Source organism: Sporosarcina sp. YIM B06819, from assembly GCF_033485175.1.
In the GTDB taxonomy this organism is placed as follows: domain Bacteria; phylum Bacillota; class Bacilli; order Bacillales_A; family Planococcaceae; genus Sporosarcina.
Map to the genome: position 1 here is coordinate 1 of NZ_JAWLIQ010000028.1, position 15,614 is coordinate 15,614.

The following is a 15,614-nucleotide window of genomic DNA, read 5'->3' on the forward strand; positions in this document are numbered from 1 at the left end:
CCAACTAGAACCTGCTAATGTGTAGGATTCGTTGCATCCGAATTTACGCCTGTGGAGTGTCATACCAAATGCGAGTAGCTTCGGCAAAAGCAGGCACTATGAAGCGGGAAGCAAACAAGGCTTATAAGATTTTTATAGGTTTTTGGCAACGGGGTGGCCGTGGATGAAGAGCTGAAGGATGTTATCAAAAGATTGTCTGATTTGGAGCAGGAAGTGGCGTCGTTAAAACGCCAACTGGCTGACAAAGAAGTCGTTCCCGAACGAGCACCGACGATGCGTCCAGAGAAGGTGGCTGCTCTGAAGCAGGACATTCCTGTGCGAGTGCCAACTGTACGCAAGGAATTTAATCTTGAGAAAGTCTTGGGCACGTGGCTGCCGCGAGTGTTCATGTTCATCTTATTGTTGGGCGTGCTGTGGGGATTGAAGGTGGGCATGGATTATGGTGTGATTACCAATCCTGTGCGTGTGGCGCTTGGCTACGCAGGGACGATTTTGTTGTACTACTTAGGCATGCGTTATGTTCATAGCGGGAAAAAAGGGTTTGGTTTGACGTTATTGGGTGGTTTTATAGGCCTTGGGATATTAACGACCTTTGCGGCGCATCATTTGTATGGTTATTTAAGTTTCACGTTCGCCTTTTTGCTAGGTGTCTCGTATATTATTGCAGGCTTGTTGTTATCGAGGAAAATGAAGTCGGAAACGTTAACGCTATTTTCAGGGATCGCGGGGTTTTTACTTCCTTTTTTATTGGAAGGGGAAGGGGCTACTGCGATTCAGTTTTGTGCGTATATTTTGCTGTTATTTCTATCGTTATTTTACGTATCGCTTAGTCAACGGCATAAGTTTTCTTTTTATGTAACGTTTGTGTTGTTCCATTTGACGTTGTTCTTTTACGCAATGCTGGATGGTGGCTACGAGGCGGAGGGGATATTGGTTGCGACGGTGCTGATTCAGCATGCTTTGATCTTGTTCTTTTATGTAAAAGGGAACATCTCAAGGACTGTTTTTTCGGAAGGATTACTGTACTCGAATTTTGTGTTTACGATTGCTTGGGTTAAACTGCTCGATCATACACCGGAAGTGACGATGTATGGCTTGTTGGCGTTTGTCTACTGTGCCCTTGCGATGTATATGTTTTGGAAGAAGGATCATGCACTGCGCGGGGTTTTATCTGCCGTGGCAGTATTTGCAATTTGTGTTTTCATCCTATCCTTTGATTTGGAGGATAGCCGGGTTGTGCTGATGTTGTTGCTGGTGAATGGTACGCTTGGGATTTGGGTCGGTATACGTTATCAGACGATGCGAACGATTGTGACGGGCTCCATTGTCTATCTGTTTGCGCTACCAGCAGTGCTGATGACGACGCCAATTGAGGTGTTTTGGTCGTTGGAGCATGCTATTTGGTTGGTGTTTTTGGCTTCGGTCGGCTGGCTATTTTACACATTGTACCGCTGGACGCCTATGTGGTTAGCGGGGAAAATGGTGCGGATCGATCAGAGTTTGATTGTCGGGCAAGTGTTTGTGTTACTGTATCTCAATCAATTGACGATGCTTTGGCTGTCGGATACCAATTTGCCATATGTAACAGCTATGCATGTTCAGGCGATTGTTGTGTTAGTGGCACTTTGTGCGATGTACACGTTGCATAAGTGGTCTAAGGGACTTTATGTAGCACATAGTACAGTGATTTTGTTTTTACTGTTCAGTTTTTGGATGATGGTGTCGGGCTTGGGTGCGAATAATGCGCATGGTGGGTTTTTGTTTAGCTTTATAGTGCAAGTACTCTATGCCGTTGCATTCACCGTTATGATAGGTGCGATGATGAAAGATCGCTTTTATCTAGCGCTTAAAAAACTAAAATGGCAGGTCCCACAATTAGCGATCGTGCTTCAGGTTTTTTCCTTCATCTATTTGAATAAATGGTATTTCTCTTTCAACGCAGCGTATGACTGGGATTTGGAATATGTGTTGCTAGTGCATACGTTTTCCCTGTTCACCTTCGCCTTTGTATCCATTAGTGTTGGTGGCAAGATGCAGTGGAAGTGGGTTAAATTCATAGGTGCAGGGTTGATTGTCGTTTGTGTATTGAAGCTATTCATCATCGACTTGGCTAGCATTTCGATTTTTGTACGGGCAATCTTGTTTATTATTGTAGGAGTTGTGGGATTAGTCTATTCGAGGACGTTGTTGAAGGAAGAGAAGTAATCTGAATAAACTTCAACAAACGAGCCATATTGTTTGGGAATCAAAGAAATCGGAGGTATGAAATTTGAAAATCCATAGAATAGATCATGTGGGGATTATCGTAAATGATCTTCCCGCTGCTAAAGCCTTTTTTCTCGACCTTGGACTTGATGTGCTAGGGGAAGCAGAAGTGAAAGGAGAATGGGTAGAACGGATAATCGGGCTTACTGACGTTAGACAGACGGTTGTCATGTTAGGGATGCCGGATGGTCAAGCAACTTTGGAGCTGGTCAAATTCCATACGCCGCAAGATGAAAAAGCTGTTCAGCAATCTTTTGCAAATACGTTGGGAATCCAACATATTGCATTTGCCGTTGAAGATATTGAAGCCATTGTTGCCAAATTGAAAAATAAAGGCGCGGAACTTTTTGGTGAGATACAAAACTATGAAAATGCTTATAAATTATGCTATGTTCGTGGGCCAGAAGGGATTATTTTAGAGTTGGCGGAGAAAATTAACTAACTAGTGAATGGGACGTTGTTGAAGAGAGAGAAGTAGTGGGGGAGATTCCACTGCTTTTTTTATTGGAATGAAGGAGTGATAAAACTTACATAGTGTGGGGGATATTTGATATGTAGAATTAGTTACTTGATTACGGCTAATGAAATGAACCAACACTAACATACTTTTTACCATTGAATAGAAAGAAATGTACCACCAAACGACAAGTGATCAGCATCGCAAAGCTTTTGGATGATTAAAGGTAAAGTGCCATTAATAACGGAAACAGGATTACCGAAAAGAGCGCTAAGGGGCTGTCCTAAAAGGAGATTTTCAGCCAAAATTGAATAAAAAGTGAAAGGCAGAAATGTTGATTTAACAACGTTTCTGCCTTTTCGATGTTATGTGATTTTACTCTAATAGTGACTTATGAGACAGCCCCTTAGCGCTAGGTTTCTCGGTAAGCCTATAGCTTTCACTTCGTCCAAAGAGAACCAATAATGATCAGTAGAACAATGCAGCTCATTATTTTTATTCAAACTATCTTTATTTAATTAATAATCCTCCCGAAATGCCGGGCTTGGTCATTTCATAAGGATCTAAAATGAGGTTTAGTTCATCTTCAGATAAAATCCCGTATTGTTTACAAAGTTCACGGACAGGTTTATTATCTAGAATCGCTTCACGTGCTATTTTTGCAGCCGTTTCATACCCGATATGTGGATTAATGGCTGTAATAACGCCCACACTCTTTTCAACAAAGTCTTTCATTTGTGTTTCGTTTGCCTTGATTCCTGAAACACAATAATCCGTAAATACCTGGAATCCATTATTCATAATGTTAATGGACTGCAGTAAGTTGAAAACGAGTACAGGTTCCATGACATTCAGTTCGAGTTGGCCAGCTTCGGATGCAAGGCATATGGTGTTATCATTTCCGATTACCTGAAAGGCAATTTGGTTAATGACTTCAGCCATTACTGGGTTTACTTTCCCAGGCATCATAGAAGATCCTGGTTGTCTGGATGGTAAATTCAATTCATTTAACCCTGTACGTGGACCGGATGCCATTAATCTTATATCATTCGCTATTTTAGACATGTTCATCATACATACTTTTAGCGAAGCGGAAACTTCGGTGTATACATCCGTATTTTGAGTCGCATCTACTAAATGCTCAGCCGCGATTAAAGGAAAGCCACTAATCTCCTCTAAGTGTTTAACTACGGATAGGATATATTTCGGCTCTGCATTGAGTCCTGTCCCAACTGCAGTAGCTCCCATATTTACTTCGTACAGATGTTGACGTGATTGGGAAATGCGTTTTATATCTCGTAGGATAACTCGGCTATAGGCTTCGAACTCTTGTCCTAACCGGATTGGAACCGCGTCTTGTAGATGGGTACGGCCCATTTTGATAACATGATCAAATTCAATTGATTTTAATTTAAATGCCATATACATGCTTTCCATGGTTGACAGTAACTTTTTTGTTAGGGCTAAAGTAGCGATGTGAATAGCTGTAGGGAATGCATCGTTTGTTGACTGAGCCATATTGACGTGCGTGTTTGGGCTTAAAAAATCATAATCGCCTTTTTGTCTGCCAAGTATCTCTAAGGCCCGGTTTGCAATAACTTCATTTGCATTCATATTGATAGAAGTCCCGGCGCCTCCCTGTATAGGATCGACGATAAACTCATTGTGCCAGTTTCCTTCGATTATTTCATCAGCAGCCTGCACGATCGCTTCCTCCAAATGGGGAGGTAGGCGGTTCACTTCCCGATTGGCGATTGCAGCTGCTTTCTTGACGATAGCCATGGCTTTTATCAGCTCTTTATCGATACGATAGCCAGTAATCGGAAAGTTCTCAACTGCCCTTAGCGTTTGAATCCCGTAGTAACAATGACTCAACACGTCCTTCTCACCTAAGAAATCTTTTTCCACTCGTACATTTGTAGCTGTCAATTTTATCAGTCCTCACCTATTTTATAAAAAACGTATTCTCAATAAATGTAACTAGCCCGATTGAATGCTGTTAGTGTGCGAAGAAATTAGTGAATATAACGATACAAGGTACCCCTACCAAATCTATTAACATCGATCCAGCTACCGGAATGATGAAAAATGCTTTTCTGGAAACAAGCCCGTATTTACTCGCAACTGCGTCCATAACAGCAAGTCCATTTGCGGTTGCTCCTAAACCATGACCGATAAATCCACTAGCAAGTAGTGCGGCATCGTAGTTTTTGCCTGTAAATTTAAAGACCACAAATACTGCGATTAGAATTATGGCAATGGTCTGAGCTACCAGAATGATAATTAGAGGAACGGCTAAGTCATACAGTTCCCATATTTTTAATTTCATCATAGCCATCGTCAAGAATAATTCAAGGGCAACGATTGAAATGACATCAATTGTTTTTTGGCTAATTGTAAAGTATTGTTTCTTTTCGTTAATTGAACGGAAAACCAATCCTACAAATAAGCTAAAGACATGACCTGGGACAGTAAATCCTGTTGCCTCCGTTATCCATTTAGCTGTATTGGTTCCGATTGCTAAAATGATTAGGATTGCTGCAACGATTGTAATAATGCTTTTGGCAGTTATTTCGTCCTTAGAGTGGTTTTCTTCGGCTTCAACCAACTTACTCCATCCTGCGTCAGTTTCTATCTTTAAGTTATTTCTCTTAATTAACCAGTTACCAACCGGTCCTCCAATCAAACTTCCCGCAACTAAACCATATGTTGCGGCAGCCATACCGACAGTGAGAGCGCTTTCAGCTCCAGCCTCTTGAATGAACGGAGCCATTGCGGCAGCCATTCCATGACCCCCTTCCAAAGCAACGGCACCAGCAACAATGCCTAACAAAGGATCGATGCCAAGGAAAGTGGCGAGTGCTACACCGAAACCGTTTTGGAAGATAGCTAATCCCCAACAAATGAGTAGATAAATAAAAAGTATTTTCCCGCCTTTTTTAATTAAATCAAAGCTTCCTCCGAGACCGATTGTGACAAAAAATACGAACATGAGTAAATCCCCAATTGTATTATCTAGTGAAATAGAAGGTAAATTTACTTCGAATAATACCCATGTCAGCAATGCGAACCCAAAGCCGCCGATTACTGGGGCTGGAATACAGTACTTTTCAAAAAAACTGATTTTCTTTCTCCCCAACATTCCTAGAACCAATAATAATGCACCGAGTGCTGTCGAAGTGATTAAATTTAGTTCAAGGCCCCCATCTTGAAATACCATTGAAATCCTCCCCCTCTGGAATAAAGTAATATTCCTTTTCAAGTGTCGTTAGTAAGATATTTCTGACTAACTAAAAATTTGTTATAAAAACTATAACATGTGGAGGAGGTTGCGAATTATCAGACTGTTTTATTAACTGATAGATAAAATTTATGAATGACTTAATTTAAATTAAAAAAGCGGATTACCTTGAAATTGATGAAAAACGAAAGATGAACAAAAATTGATAATATCTGTAAAGGTCTTGTCTTTTGAATAGGCTATTGCGATTTCTGTATTGATATTTAAAGGTTTTGTTAATGGAATGTTGACCAACTGATTACTTTCAACTTCCTCAAAAACTGCATGTTGCGGTAAAAAGCAAATACCCATGCCTTTTTTTACTAACCTTTTAGCGGATTCCATATTGTCGACTTCTATTATTGTATTTAGTTGGAGGTTCATGGACTCCATTAATCGATTTATATAAAGCCATTCAGTTGAATTATGATCGTAAAATATTATATCCTCGCTTGTTAGTTCTTCCAAAGAAACGGTTGTTTCCTTGTTAGCCAGGTTGTGGTTTGTAGCCGCGAAAAGCCCAACGGGATTGCTGAGTATTGTTTTTGTGTGAATTTTTGGATGCGTCATCGTCCGGATAAGCCCAAAATCAATTTCATTGTTTACTAATTTATTCATAATTTCTTCGGAATGATGAGAAATAATTTTCACCCTTAATAGTGGGAACTTTTTTTTGAGTTCGGGCAAAATTTCGGGTATGAGATAACTTGAAACTGAATTGGCACATCCAATCCGTATTTGATCGGGAATATACATATCTTGTTTGATTTTATATGTCGCTTCTTGATAATAACTAAGCATTTTTTCTGCATAAGGGAAAAGTTTTTTTCCGCTATCCGTTAATATGGATTTCCTTCCTTCTCGGACAAAGAGTTTAGTATTCATTTCATTTTCCAGTGAGCGAATGCGTGCTGAAATAGTAGGTTGGGATAAAAAGAGTGCCTCCGCAGCTTTATTGAAGTTATCAAAATGAACAATGTAGACGAATGCTTCTAAGTTCCGGATATTCATGTTTTCATCTCCTATTCATATCTTTTATTTATTCTACCTTAAAACAAAACTGTTTGAGGTAGCGGATGAATGAATACATAAATATAATTTATCGGTTGATAAAATAGTCTGATAACTAATGTGAGCTTTAGCATGCTATATTTGTTTTAGCGCTAATATACACTTTAACTCGCAAAGTATTAATAATACCTTACTGGTCAGAAGGCTGAAGTAGAAATAGGAAAGATAGAAGTCAAAATTTAAAATTCATTTATATGGGGGATTTACTATGGAAAGAGTTAATATGCCGATTACAGGAATCTGTTCTTTTGCTAAGTATCCAATCTGTGATAACTTAGAAAATCTTGATGCTGACATTGCAGTTTTGGGTGTTCCGTACGATACGGGTGTAGGATTTATGACGGGATGCCGTTTCGGTCCAAGAAGAATTCGTGAAGTATCCACACATTATTCACGCGGAGAAGCAGGTTTTTACGATCCGGAAAGAGATGAAGTGTTCTTGGGAGCACCCGTAAAAATAGTTGATGTTGGCGATGCAGACGTTGTGCACGGAGATATTCCGGGATCGTTCGACGCTATTGAGTATGCGGTTAGTAAAATCCGTGAGAAGGGTGCAATTCCAGCAATTATGGGTGGTGATCACTCAATTTCAATTCCGATTGCAAGAGGATTAAAAAACGAAGGAAAAGTAACGGTCATCCAATTAGACGCACATTTGGATTGGTCCGATGCTCCAGGTGGACAAACATTAGGTAACGGTAGTCCAATGAGAAGAATGTCGGAAATGGAACATATTGGTGAAATGGTGCAAATTGGGCTCCGTGGACTGGGGAGTAGCCGGAAAGAAGATTATGACGCGGCGAAAGCATATAACAGCCAATTGATCTCTGCGAAAGAAGCCATTAAGATTGGCGTTGAAGGGGTGTTAGACCGAATTCCGGTAGCGGATAAGTATTATGTGACAATCGATATTGACTGTTTCGACATCTCGCTGGCTACTGGTACTGGATCTCCGTCTCCAGGTGGGTTCTCATACGACTTCTTAAACGATATTTTAATTGGTATTGCAGAAAAAGGGAACGTTATCTGCTTCGATCTTGTGGAAGTAGCGCCTCAATATGATCCAACAGGTGCAACTACTCGTGTAGCAGCAATGACGATGTTGAACTTCATGGGACATATTTTGAAAAAACAAGAAAAGAATCAATAATAGCGAATAGAGCTATTATAGAACAGATGCTATTCTAAAGATTTATTGTAAGCGGGAAGTGACTGTGTCTGTTTCTATTCAGAAAGCAAACGGCAATTGTATCGATATGGGGAAAAGGATTAGACATGAGCTTGAATGTCTAATCCTTTTTTGTATTTAATTGTTCATCATTCACTGCATTTTTTTGGAAGCAATACATCAAGGATTGCGACGAGTGAAGTTTCCATAATATCCGTTCCGATGTATCTTTATTTTTTTAAAAAAAGGGGAAATACACAAATATCTTGCGCCTTTTTTATAATTATACATTTCGATTGTCATCTTTAGGTTGTGTTAATCGATCTTATTGGAATCAAAGAATGATATAACTTACCTCATGCTGGGTATATTCTGCATGTGGTGGTAATAATTGGTATAATTTGGGTAATAAGAGTTTACCATGACGAAAAATTTACAAGTCAAGGCTGCGCGGGCGGCGAAGGATCTATCACAAAATGATGGAAATGTTGGTGTTGATCTATATTCCGATGATTGTTCGAAGAGTTGCAGATGCTCGAATGATGCGGGTAGAAGGATTACAAACCTTAGCTAATTTCGCAATTCCGGTTAAAACGTGCGATAATAAGAAAAAAGATGAAGTAGGCTGATGAAATGACAAAAACAATCGATTTACAAGTGAACGCAAAAAATATAGCTGATTTAAAAAAGGGCTATCCGTTAATTTTGAAGGAAGCGATTATTAATGCACATGCTTTGACGGAGGAAGGCACGATTATTCGCTTGGTGGACAGGGACCGTCGCTTCGTGGCGAAAGGTTATTATGGCAATCAAAACAAAGGGATTGGCTGGGTGTTAACACACAAAGAAGAGGAAGCCATCGATTTCGATTTCTTCGAATCAAAAATTGCGAAGGCGCTTGAACGCCGAGAAGCCCTTTTTGCAGATCCAGATACGACTGCATACCGTGTGTTTAACGGAGAAGGCGACGGCATTGGTGGATTGACGATTGATTACTTTGACGGGTTTTATATGGTGAGCTGGTATAGCCAAGGAATTTATTCGCTAAAGCATCATGTTTATAGTGTATTGGAAAAGATCGTTGAGTATAAAGGAATCTATGAGAAACAGCGCTTTGATACGAAAGGCGAATACATCGAGCAGGATGATTTTGTCCGTGGCGAGCAAGGTGATTTCCCGATTATCGTGAAGGAAAACGGTATGAATTTTGCGGTCAATTTGAATGATGGCGCAATGACGGGCATTTTCTTGGATCAGCGTGATATGCGTCAGGCGGTTCGTGATAATTATTCAGCAGGTAAAAATGTGTTGAACACGTTTTCCTATACGGGTGCGTTTTCGGTTGCGGCAGCACTTGGTGGCGCAGTGAAGACGACGAGTGTGGATGTAGCGAAGCGTAGCTTGGCGAAGACGATTGAGCAGTTCAGCGTCAACGGCATTGACTATGAGCAACAGGACATTAAAGTGATGGATGTCTTTGAATACTTCCGTTACGCGAAGCGCAAGGAATTGAAGTTTGACCTTGTGATTTTGGATCCACCAAGCTTTGCGCGCACGAAGAAATATACATTTAGTTCAGCGAAGGATTATCCTGCATTGCTGAAGGATGCAATTGCGATTACGGAGAAAAATGGTGTCATTGTGGCATCGACGAATAATGCGAGCTTTGGCATGAAGAAATTTAAGACATTCATCGAAGAAGCGTTCAAGGATGCAGGTTCTTCGTTCAAGATTCTTGAAGAATCATCATTACCAAGAGATTTCCGCACGAATCGTGATTTCCCGGAATTCAATTATTTAAAAGTCGTTGTAATTCAGAAGTTGAAATAAAAAGAGGGAGCCGCACCTAGGATGATTGGGTGCGGTTTTTACTATGAAGGGAAAAGCGTGTCCCACGAAGAATAGAGAGAGCAGGTGACGGAAGTAATTGTACATAAATGCTGTGCGCCAAACTAAGAAATTGGTTGGTCATCAGTCCTTATTTATTGCACAGATACCCAAAATTAGAGAAGGAGAATGTACATATGTCCTATTCAATACAACTCATAAGAAAAAATGAACAAACATCCAATGAATGGTCGGGTGGGCTCACTACGCAGCTAGCCATTTATCCTGAGGATGCGGATTATAAGGAGCGGAACTTTAAATGGAGGATTAGTTCGGCCGTAGTTGAATTAGAAGAGTCTGTTTTCACTGTTATTCCGGGTATTCACAGATTAATTATGGTCATTGATGGAGAAATGACGCTAGAACATGAAGGACATCATCATATCCATTTAAAACCTTATGAACTAGATCGCTTTAGTGGAAGCTGGACTACTCGAAGCTTTGGCAAAGTAAGAGATTTCAATCTCATGCTAGCGGAGGGGTGCAGCGGCGATCTTAAAGCTATCCCTGTAGAAAAAGGTGGATATTACGAAACAATCAGTATGAACAACTCTGATGGACGTCAAACAGCTGAAGCTTTTTATTGCGTCAACGGCCAGATTCATATGACGATTGATAATCAGGAAGCTATCGTTGTAGAAGAGGGTGACTTGATTCTAGTAAACAGAGAGCGACCGGAAACAAACATTCCTATAAAACTATTCAATAAAGCTGCAGCTTCAGCCAATGTCATTAGAGCAAGCGTGATTTTCTGAGACACTTACATAAGGTACATGTTGCCTTTTTATCGGAAACAAGCATGCCACTGGATGTAAAAGAAACGAGTGGATTGGTTCATGATGGACCAGCTGGTGAATCTTTGCGTATCAGACATTTATCCTCGTTGAAGGCCGTATATATGGCAATCACGCGCGGCTCAATCGATTCAAGGAATAGCGCCAGCACTTCGTGATAATGTTAAGTTGTATCAACCACTCCGCACGAATCGTGATTTCCCGGAATTCAATACTTTAAAAGTTGTTGTTGTTCAGAAGTTGAAATAAATAGAGGCAGCCGCACCTGGGCGTACTGGGCGCGGCTTTTCTATTTATAGTTCGCTTAAATCCGCATTCAATTTCTTGGATTGATATCTGAAATAAAGATAGAAAGCAGTCCAGAAAATAATATAGACACCGATAAATAATCCTAACATCAGTAAAAAGCTTTTCATCGTAAATGGAATCCATCCGATACCGAATGCCAGGATGAAGTATAAAATAACGACGGTAATAAAATGAAGGCCAGTTTGCTGAGAGAGATGCAAATTCGTATTTTCAAAATAGAGCGGACTGACCGTGAAAAACCAACCACAAAAGATGAGTCCAAGTGAGTTTTTTAAGAATAAAGCTCCATCTAATATATCCTGTTCTCCAAAATAAACAATGGAATTCGTTAAGATGACAGCAAGAAATGCCCCGAAAAAAATGCCTATCATACTTCTGAATATAAAGGTTTTCATTCGCTCCTCCTCCTATTTCTTATTCATTTTCAATGATTCTTTAATCGTATTGACGTAAGTTCGAGAAACGTACTCTTTTGCCCCTGACTTAAAATAGACGCACAGTGTTCCATTGAAAGACGCTTCAAAACTGCTCATTTCATGGAGATTGGCGATGACGGATTTAGAGAGTCGGACGAATTTATTGGAGGGGAGAATTTCCTCTAGCTCGTATAATTTCTCTTTTAATTTAAATGAACCATTGGCCGTAACGGCGACAACTCCGTCCTTTTCGCTATGGCAATAGTGGATGTCACTGGGCTTGAGTATATGCTGCATGTCTCCGTCTTTTCCGACAAGGAACTCCGTTTCCCTTCCCTTTATGAAATCCAGAACCTCCTGAACGGAATGATTCAATTCTGGTGATTCAATCGTTACTTTTGTCTCTTTAAAGTCACTATCAATGTTTAATGCTACTTTCATAAGAAGCCCCCCTTAGACAATAGTGTATACAATTAATCTACCATTGTCTCGGAGTATTCCATCAACTCAGTCTTTTATTTGTAAAGCGAATAATAACGAATGAGGCCAGTACTAAACCGGCAATGTAACCAATAGAGATAAACGTGCTAGTGTCAAACGCAAGCTGACCATTCCAAACTGCGATGAAAAGATTGTTCATATGGTAGAGCGGGTTCACGTCTGCAATGACCTGAACAAATTTAGGCATTAAGGCAATTGGCATTGTAAAGCCACCTGTAATGATTACAACTTGGAAAATGACGATGGAAAAGACAAGTGCTGCATTCATGCTTTTGAATAAAGAATAGATAGCCGAAGAAATAACGAGCAATACAGCATTCAGGATGATGAAGAACCCGTAGGCACTTAGAAAACGTACTGGTTGGAACACGAGGTCATAAGCAATCATTCCGATGCCATAAACAAGGAAAAACCCGATGCTTGTAATGATGATGGACTTCAAAATAGCTGATAGCAATAGCATCTTTTTCGGTACAGGTGACAGATTGATGCGTTTTTCAACGCCAGTTGTACGATTCATCACTTGATCGAAACCGAAAGCGAAGAAGATGACGCCGAACGTAATGAGTAAGATGAATGATGGCGTGTATGTTTCTGCATAACTTAAATTTCCTGCGTAAGTCTGATCGCCGAACAATTGCCCCATGAAAAGATAGCTGATGGGTGGGACGATAATCGTGAAGACTAAGTAAAACAATTCTCTTGAGAACATCAGAAGGTCGTATTTTAATTGTGTCGCTAACATATTTTTCTCCCCCTTAAATGGATACCTTTGTAAGATAGAATTCGTTAATGGATTTGTAACCTGATGCTAGAATACCTTCTGTCGTATCGTATAGTTCATTGATGCCGTTATTGATGAGCATTACTTTGTCGCAGTACATTTCGATTTCATCCATATTATGTGTTGTTAAAATGACCGTGCCGCCTGTGCGTTTGTTGTAATCCGTAATGTACGACCAAAGGATGTTACGCATATGAGGATCTAAACCAGTTGTTGGTTCATCCAAAATCAGCAACTTTGGTTGTGATAAAAAGGCAATGGCTAGACTAACAATTTGCTTCCATCCACCAGATAGCTTATCGAAATATTTTTTGCGATGTGGCGTCAATTTGAAGTCTTCGATAATGGTGTTGATGTCGAGTGGTGATTTGTAATAGGCTTTGAATAATTTCAGCAACTCGACTACCTTCAGTGTTTTATAAAATTGAGTCGGTTGTAGGACGACAGAAATTTGTTGTCTGATTTGTTCCAAGCGATTCGTTGAAAGTGCTTTAATATCTTCATCAAACAGGACAACGCTTCCTGTATCGTATTGTTTGATTGTCATGAGGATTTCAAGGAACGTTGATTTACCCGCCCCGTTCTTCCCGATGACTCCGATGACTTCCCCTTCCTTCGCTTGAAAGTTCATTCCTTTTAGAACGTGGTTGTCGCCATATGTTTTTTGTAAGTTGTTGACGTTGATGATGTTCATTGTAATTCCTCCATTCAATTTTGCCTTCGCTGATGCAAGTTGAAGTTCTTTGTAACCAAAGTGTATGATGTTTTGATCGATCTGTCGTCGTGATGTCGGTGACTCGCATTAATGAGAAGGTGACTTGCAGAAAATGATAGATGAAATGCATTTGAATTTTGATGTATTTCGGAGGACATTGCTGTTTTGGCAGAGAATAAGTAGTAAAGGGGTGCATGCTATGTTGTTTCAACAAGGGAAGTTAGTTGTTCGAAAATTAGAGCTGAACGATAAATATCTACTGGTCAAGTGGCTGTCAGATCCTGTAATTCTTCAGTATTACGAAGGACGAGATAACCCATTTGACGTGGAGAAGGTAGAAGAGAAGTTTTTCAAAGAAGAGGATGATGCTGTTCGGTGCCTGATTGAATTTGACGGTGAGCCGATCGGTTATATTCAGTTTTACGAGGTAGATGCAGAAGAGCGGCTTGCTTATGGCTACGGTGATTCTATGGAATTGATTTATGGCATGGATCAGTTCATCGGAGAATCTGCTTATTGGAATAAAGGAGTCGGTACACAGCTTGTTCGCTCGACAGTGAAGTATTTAATAGAAGAACAAGGGGCAGGTCGTATTGTAATGGACCCGCAAACGTGGAATGAACGTGCGATTCGTTGTTATGAGAAGTGTGGATTTGAGAAGGTGAAATTGTTGCCGGCGAATGAATGGCATGAGGGTGAATATCGGGATTGTTGGTTGATTGAGTATCGGAAGGAACGAGGGGAAGTGTATGAATGAAAGCAGATTGCAGCCGCTAGAAGCAGCGAAAAGATTTATTGCAGATAAGTTCCCATATTGCCAAGCCGCGGTAATGGCGGGAAGTGTGGTCAGAGGTGAACATACGGCTACATCAGATTTGGATATCGTTGTTTTTGATGACAAGGTGGAATCGGCGTATCGTGAATCATTTATTGACTATGGTTGGCCCATTGAAACGTTCGTTCATAATCTTACTTCGTATAAAGATTTTTTTAAGTCAGACTGCGAAAGGGCTCGTCCTTCATTGCCACGGATGGTTTCGGAAGGGCTTATTATCATCGACTCGGGAGTTGCTTGTGCGATAAAGATTGAGGCGGATGAGCTGTTGAAAGAAGGGCCGGCTATGTGGTCTAAGGATACGCTTGTAACGAAGCGGTACATACTAACGGATGTTATCGATGATCTGATAGGTTCGACAAATCGTGCAGAAGAAATTTTCATTGCGAATACGTTGGCAGATAAAATCCATGAATTTGTTTTGCGGACAAATGGTCAGTGGGTTGGGGATTCGAAATGGGTTGTACGGGCTTTGAAGCAATTTGATGAAGAATTTGCGGGGAGATTCGTGCAAGCGTTTGATGTTTTTTATAGAACGGGTGGTAAGGATGAAGTGATTGGTCTCGCGGATGAGGTGTTGAAACCGCATGGTGGTCGGTTATTTGAAGGGTATTCGATGGGGAAAGGTGATCGTATATGACGATTGCATACGTTGATTGGGGCGGGCACAAGTTGAAGCTGACATGGCAGGTCAATGTGATGCCTCCTCGGGAGTTCATCACAAGTGTTCATGGTTTTTGTTTTTATCGTGGAGAACTGATGCTGGTTAATTTGAATGACCGTGGTTGGGATTTTCCGGGTGGACATATCGAAGCTGGGGAAACGGCGGAAGTGTGTTTTAGGCGTGAGGCGATGGAAGAAGGATATGTGGAAGGAGATTGTAAGCTGCTTGGTTCAATGGAAGTGAACCACAGTGAGAATCCGTTATGGAATAGCTCCAGTCCTTATCCGAAAGTGGGTTATCAAGTATTTTACCGGATGGATATTACACAATTACATTCGTTTGAAGCTGGGTTTGAGTCGTCGGGGCGAGTCTTTATTCAACCTAAAGAGGCCGCGGATTATCATAAAGGATGGCACTCGATATTGGATGAAATTATTCAGGAGGCTAAGGTGATGAAATGAAATGAAT

Annotated in this window: 16 protein-coding genes; 9 read left to right on the forward strand and 7 right to left on the reverse strand. The window is 40.6% G+C overall.

The features are described from left to right. Window positions 1-159 precede the first annotated feature (159 nt). Window positions 160-2,205: a DUF2339 domain-containing protein gene (locus R2B72_RS16050; RefSeq protein ID WP_318617769.1), complete on the forward strand. Its 2,046-nt coding sequence runs from the start codon at window positions 160-162 to the stop codon at window positions 2,203-2,205. Between the two features lie 64 nt (window positions 2,206-2,269). Continuing rightward, the gene (locus tag R2B72_RS16055) at window positions 2,270-2,707 is read left to right on the forward strand and encodes a VOC family protein (protein ID WP_318617770.1); all 438 of its coding nucleotides are present in this window, start codon (window positions 2,270-2,272) and stop codon (window positions 2,705-2,707) included. A gap of 525 nt (window positions 2,708-3,232) precedes the next feature. Here R2B72_RS16055 and aspA read toward each other — a convergent pair. From aspA to R2B72_RS16070, 3 genes are all read right to left on the reverse strand, one after another. Continuing rightward, a complete protein-coding gene (gene aspA, locus R2B72_RS16060) occupies window positions 3,233-4,657 on the reverse strand; it encodes an aspartate ammonia-lyase (RefSeq protein WP_318617839.1) in 1,425 nt (474 codons plus the stop codon). 64 nt (window positions 4,658-4,721) lie between these two features. After that, window positions 4,722-5,942 carry a sodium/glutamate symporter gene (gltS, locus tag R2B72_RS16065; protein WP_318617771.1) on the reverse strand — a complete coding sequence of 407 codons (1,221 nt, stop codon included), beginning with the start codon at window positions 5,940-5,942 and terminating at the stop codon, window positions 4,722-4,724. Window positions 5,943-6,113: 171 nt separating this feature from the next. After that, the gene (locus tag R2B72_RS16070) at window positions 6,114-7,013 is read right to left on the reverse strand and encodes a LysR family transcriptional regulator (protein WP_318617772.1); all 900 of its coding nucleotides are present in this window, start codon (window positions 7,011-7,013) and stop codon (window positions 6,114-6,116) included. A 268-nt stretch (window positions 7,014-7,281) separates the two neighbouring features. Between R2B72_RS16070 and R2B72_RS16075 the strand changes: the two genes are divergently transcribed. The 4 genes from R2B72_RS16075 (at window position 7,282) to R2B72_RS16090 (ending at window position 10,883) form a co-directional block, all read left to right on the forward strand. Then, window positions 7,282-8,223, forward strand: a complete 942-nt coding sequence (locus tag R2B72_RS16075) for an agmatinase (protein WP_318617773.1) — start codon at window positions 7,282-7,284, stop codon at window positions 8,221-8,223. Window positions 8,224-8,717: 494 nt separating this feature from the next. Then, complete coding sequence (locus R2B72_RS16080) at window positions 8,718-8,870, forward strand: hypothetical protein (RefSeq protein ID WP_318617775.1); 153 nt, start codon at window positions 8,718-8,720, stop codon at window positions 8,868-8,870. 4 nt (window positions 8,871-8,874) lie between these two features. After that, window positions 8,875-10,071, forward strand: a complete 1,197-nt coding sequence (locus R2B72_RS16085) for a class I SAM-dependent rRNA methyltransferase (RefSeq protein WP_318617776.1) — start codon at window positions 8,875-8,877, stop codon at window positions 10,069-10,071. 194 nt (window positions 10,072-10,265) lie between these two features. Further along, on the forward strand, window positions 10,266-10,883 hold the full coding sequence (locus tag R2B72_RS16090) for a HutD family protein (protein ID WP_318617777.1): 618 nt from the start codon (window positions 10,266-10,268) through the stop codon (window positions 10,881-10,883). A gap of 332 nt (window positions 10,884-11,215) precedes the next feature. Here the strand turns inward: R2B72_RS16090 and R2B72_RS16095 are convergent, their stop codons facing one another. The 4 genes from R2B72_RS16095 to R2B72_RS16110 form a co-directional block, all read right to left on the reverse strand. After that, window positions 11,216-11,626 (reverse strand): DUF3021 domain-containing protein, encoded by a 411-nt coding sequence (locus R2B72_RS16095; protein WP_318617778.1) that lies wholly within the window; start codon window positions 11,624-11,626, stop codon window positions 11,216-11,218. Window positions 11,627-11,638: 12 nt separating this feature from the next. Continuing rightward, the gene (locus R2B72_RS16100) at window positions 11,639-12,088 is read right to left on the reverse strand and encodes a LytTR family DNA-binding domain-containing protein (protein WP_318617779.1); all 450 of its coding nucleotides are present in this window, start codon (window positions 12,086-12,088) and stop codon (window positions 11,639-11,641) included. 61 nt (window positions 12,089-12,149) lie between these two features. Next, window positions 12,150-12,893, reverse strand: coding sequence for an ABC transporter permease (locus tag R2B72_RS16105; RefSeq protein WP_318617780.1), 744 nt, complete (start codon window positions 12,891-12,893; stop codon window positions 12,150-12,152). Window positions 12,894-12,906: 13 nt separating this feature from the next. Then, window positions 12,907-13,626 carry an ABC transporter ATP-binding protein gene (locus tag R2B72_RS16110; protein ID WP_318617781.1) on the reverse strand — a complete coding sequence of 240 codons (720 nt, stop codon included), beginning with the start codon at window positions 13,624-13,626 and terminating at the stop codon, window positions 12,907-12,909. Window positions 13,627-13,846: 220 nt separating this feature from the next. Here R2B72_RS16110 and R2B72_RS16115 point away from each other — a divergent pair, with 220 nt between their 5' ends. The 3 genes from R2B72_RS16115 to R2B72_RS16125 are packed head-to-tail and all read left to right on the forward strand — an operon-like array spanning window position 13,847 to window position 15,607. Then, window positions 13,847-14,404, forward strand: coding sequence for a GNAT family N-acetyltransferase (locus R2B72_RS16115; RefSeq protein ID WP_318617783.1), 558 nt, complete (start codon window positions 13,847-13,849; stop codon window positions 14,402-14,404). Continuing rightward, complete coding sequence (locus R2B72_RS16120; RefSeq protein ID WP_318617785.1) at window positions 14,397-15,122, forward strand: nucleotidyltransferase domain-containing protein; 726 nt, start codon at window positions 14,397-14,399, stop codon at window positions 15,120-15,122. The genes R2B72_RS16115 and R2B72_RS16120 overlap by 8 nt, the downstream gene beginning before the upstream one ends. After that, entirely contained in the window at window positions 15,119-15,607 is a 489-nt protein-coding gene (locus tag R2B72_RS16125; protein ID WP_318617786.1) for an NUDIX domain-containing protein, read from the forward strand. The genes R2B72_RS16120 and R2B72_RS16125 overlap by 4 nt, the downstream gene beginning before the upstream one ends. The last annotated feature ends 7 nt before the right edge of the window (window positions 15,608-15,614 follow it).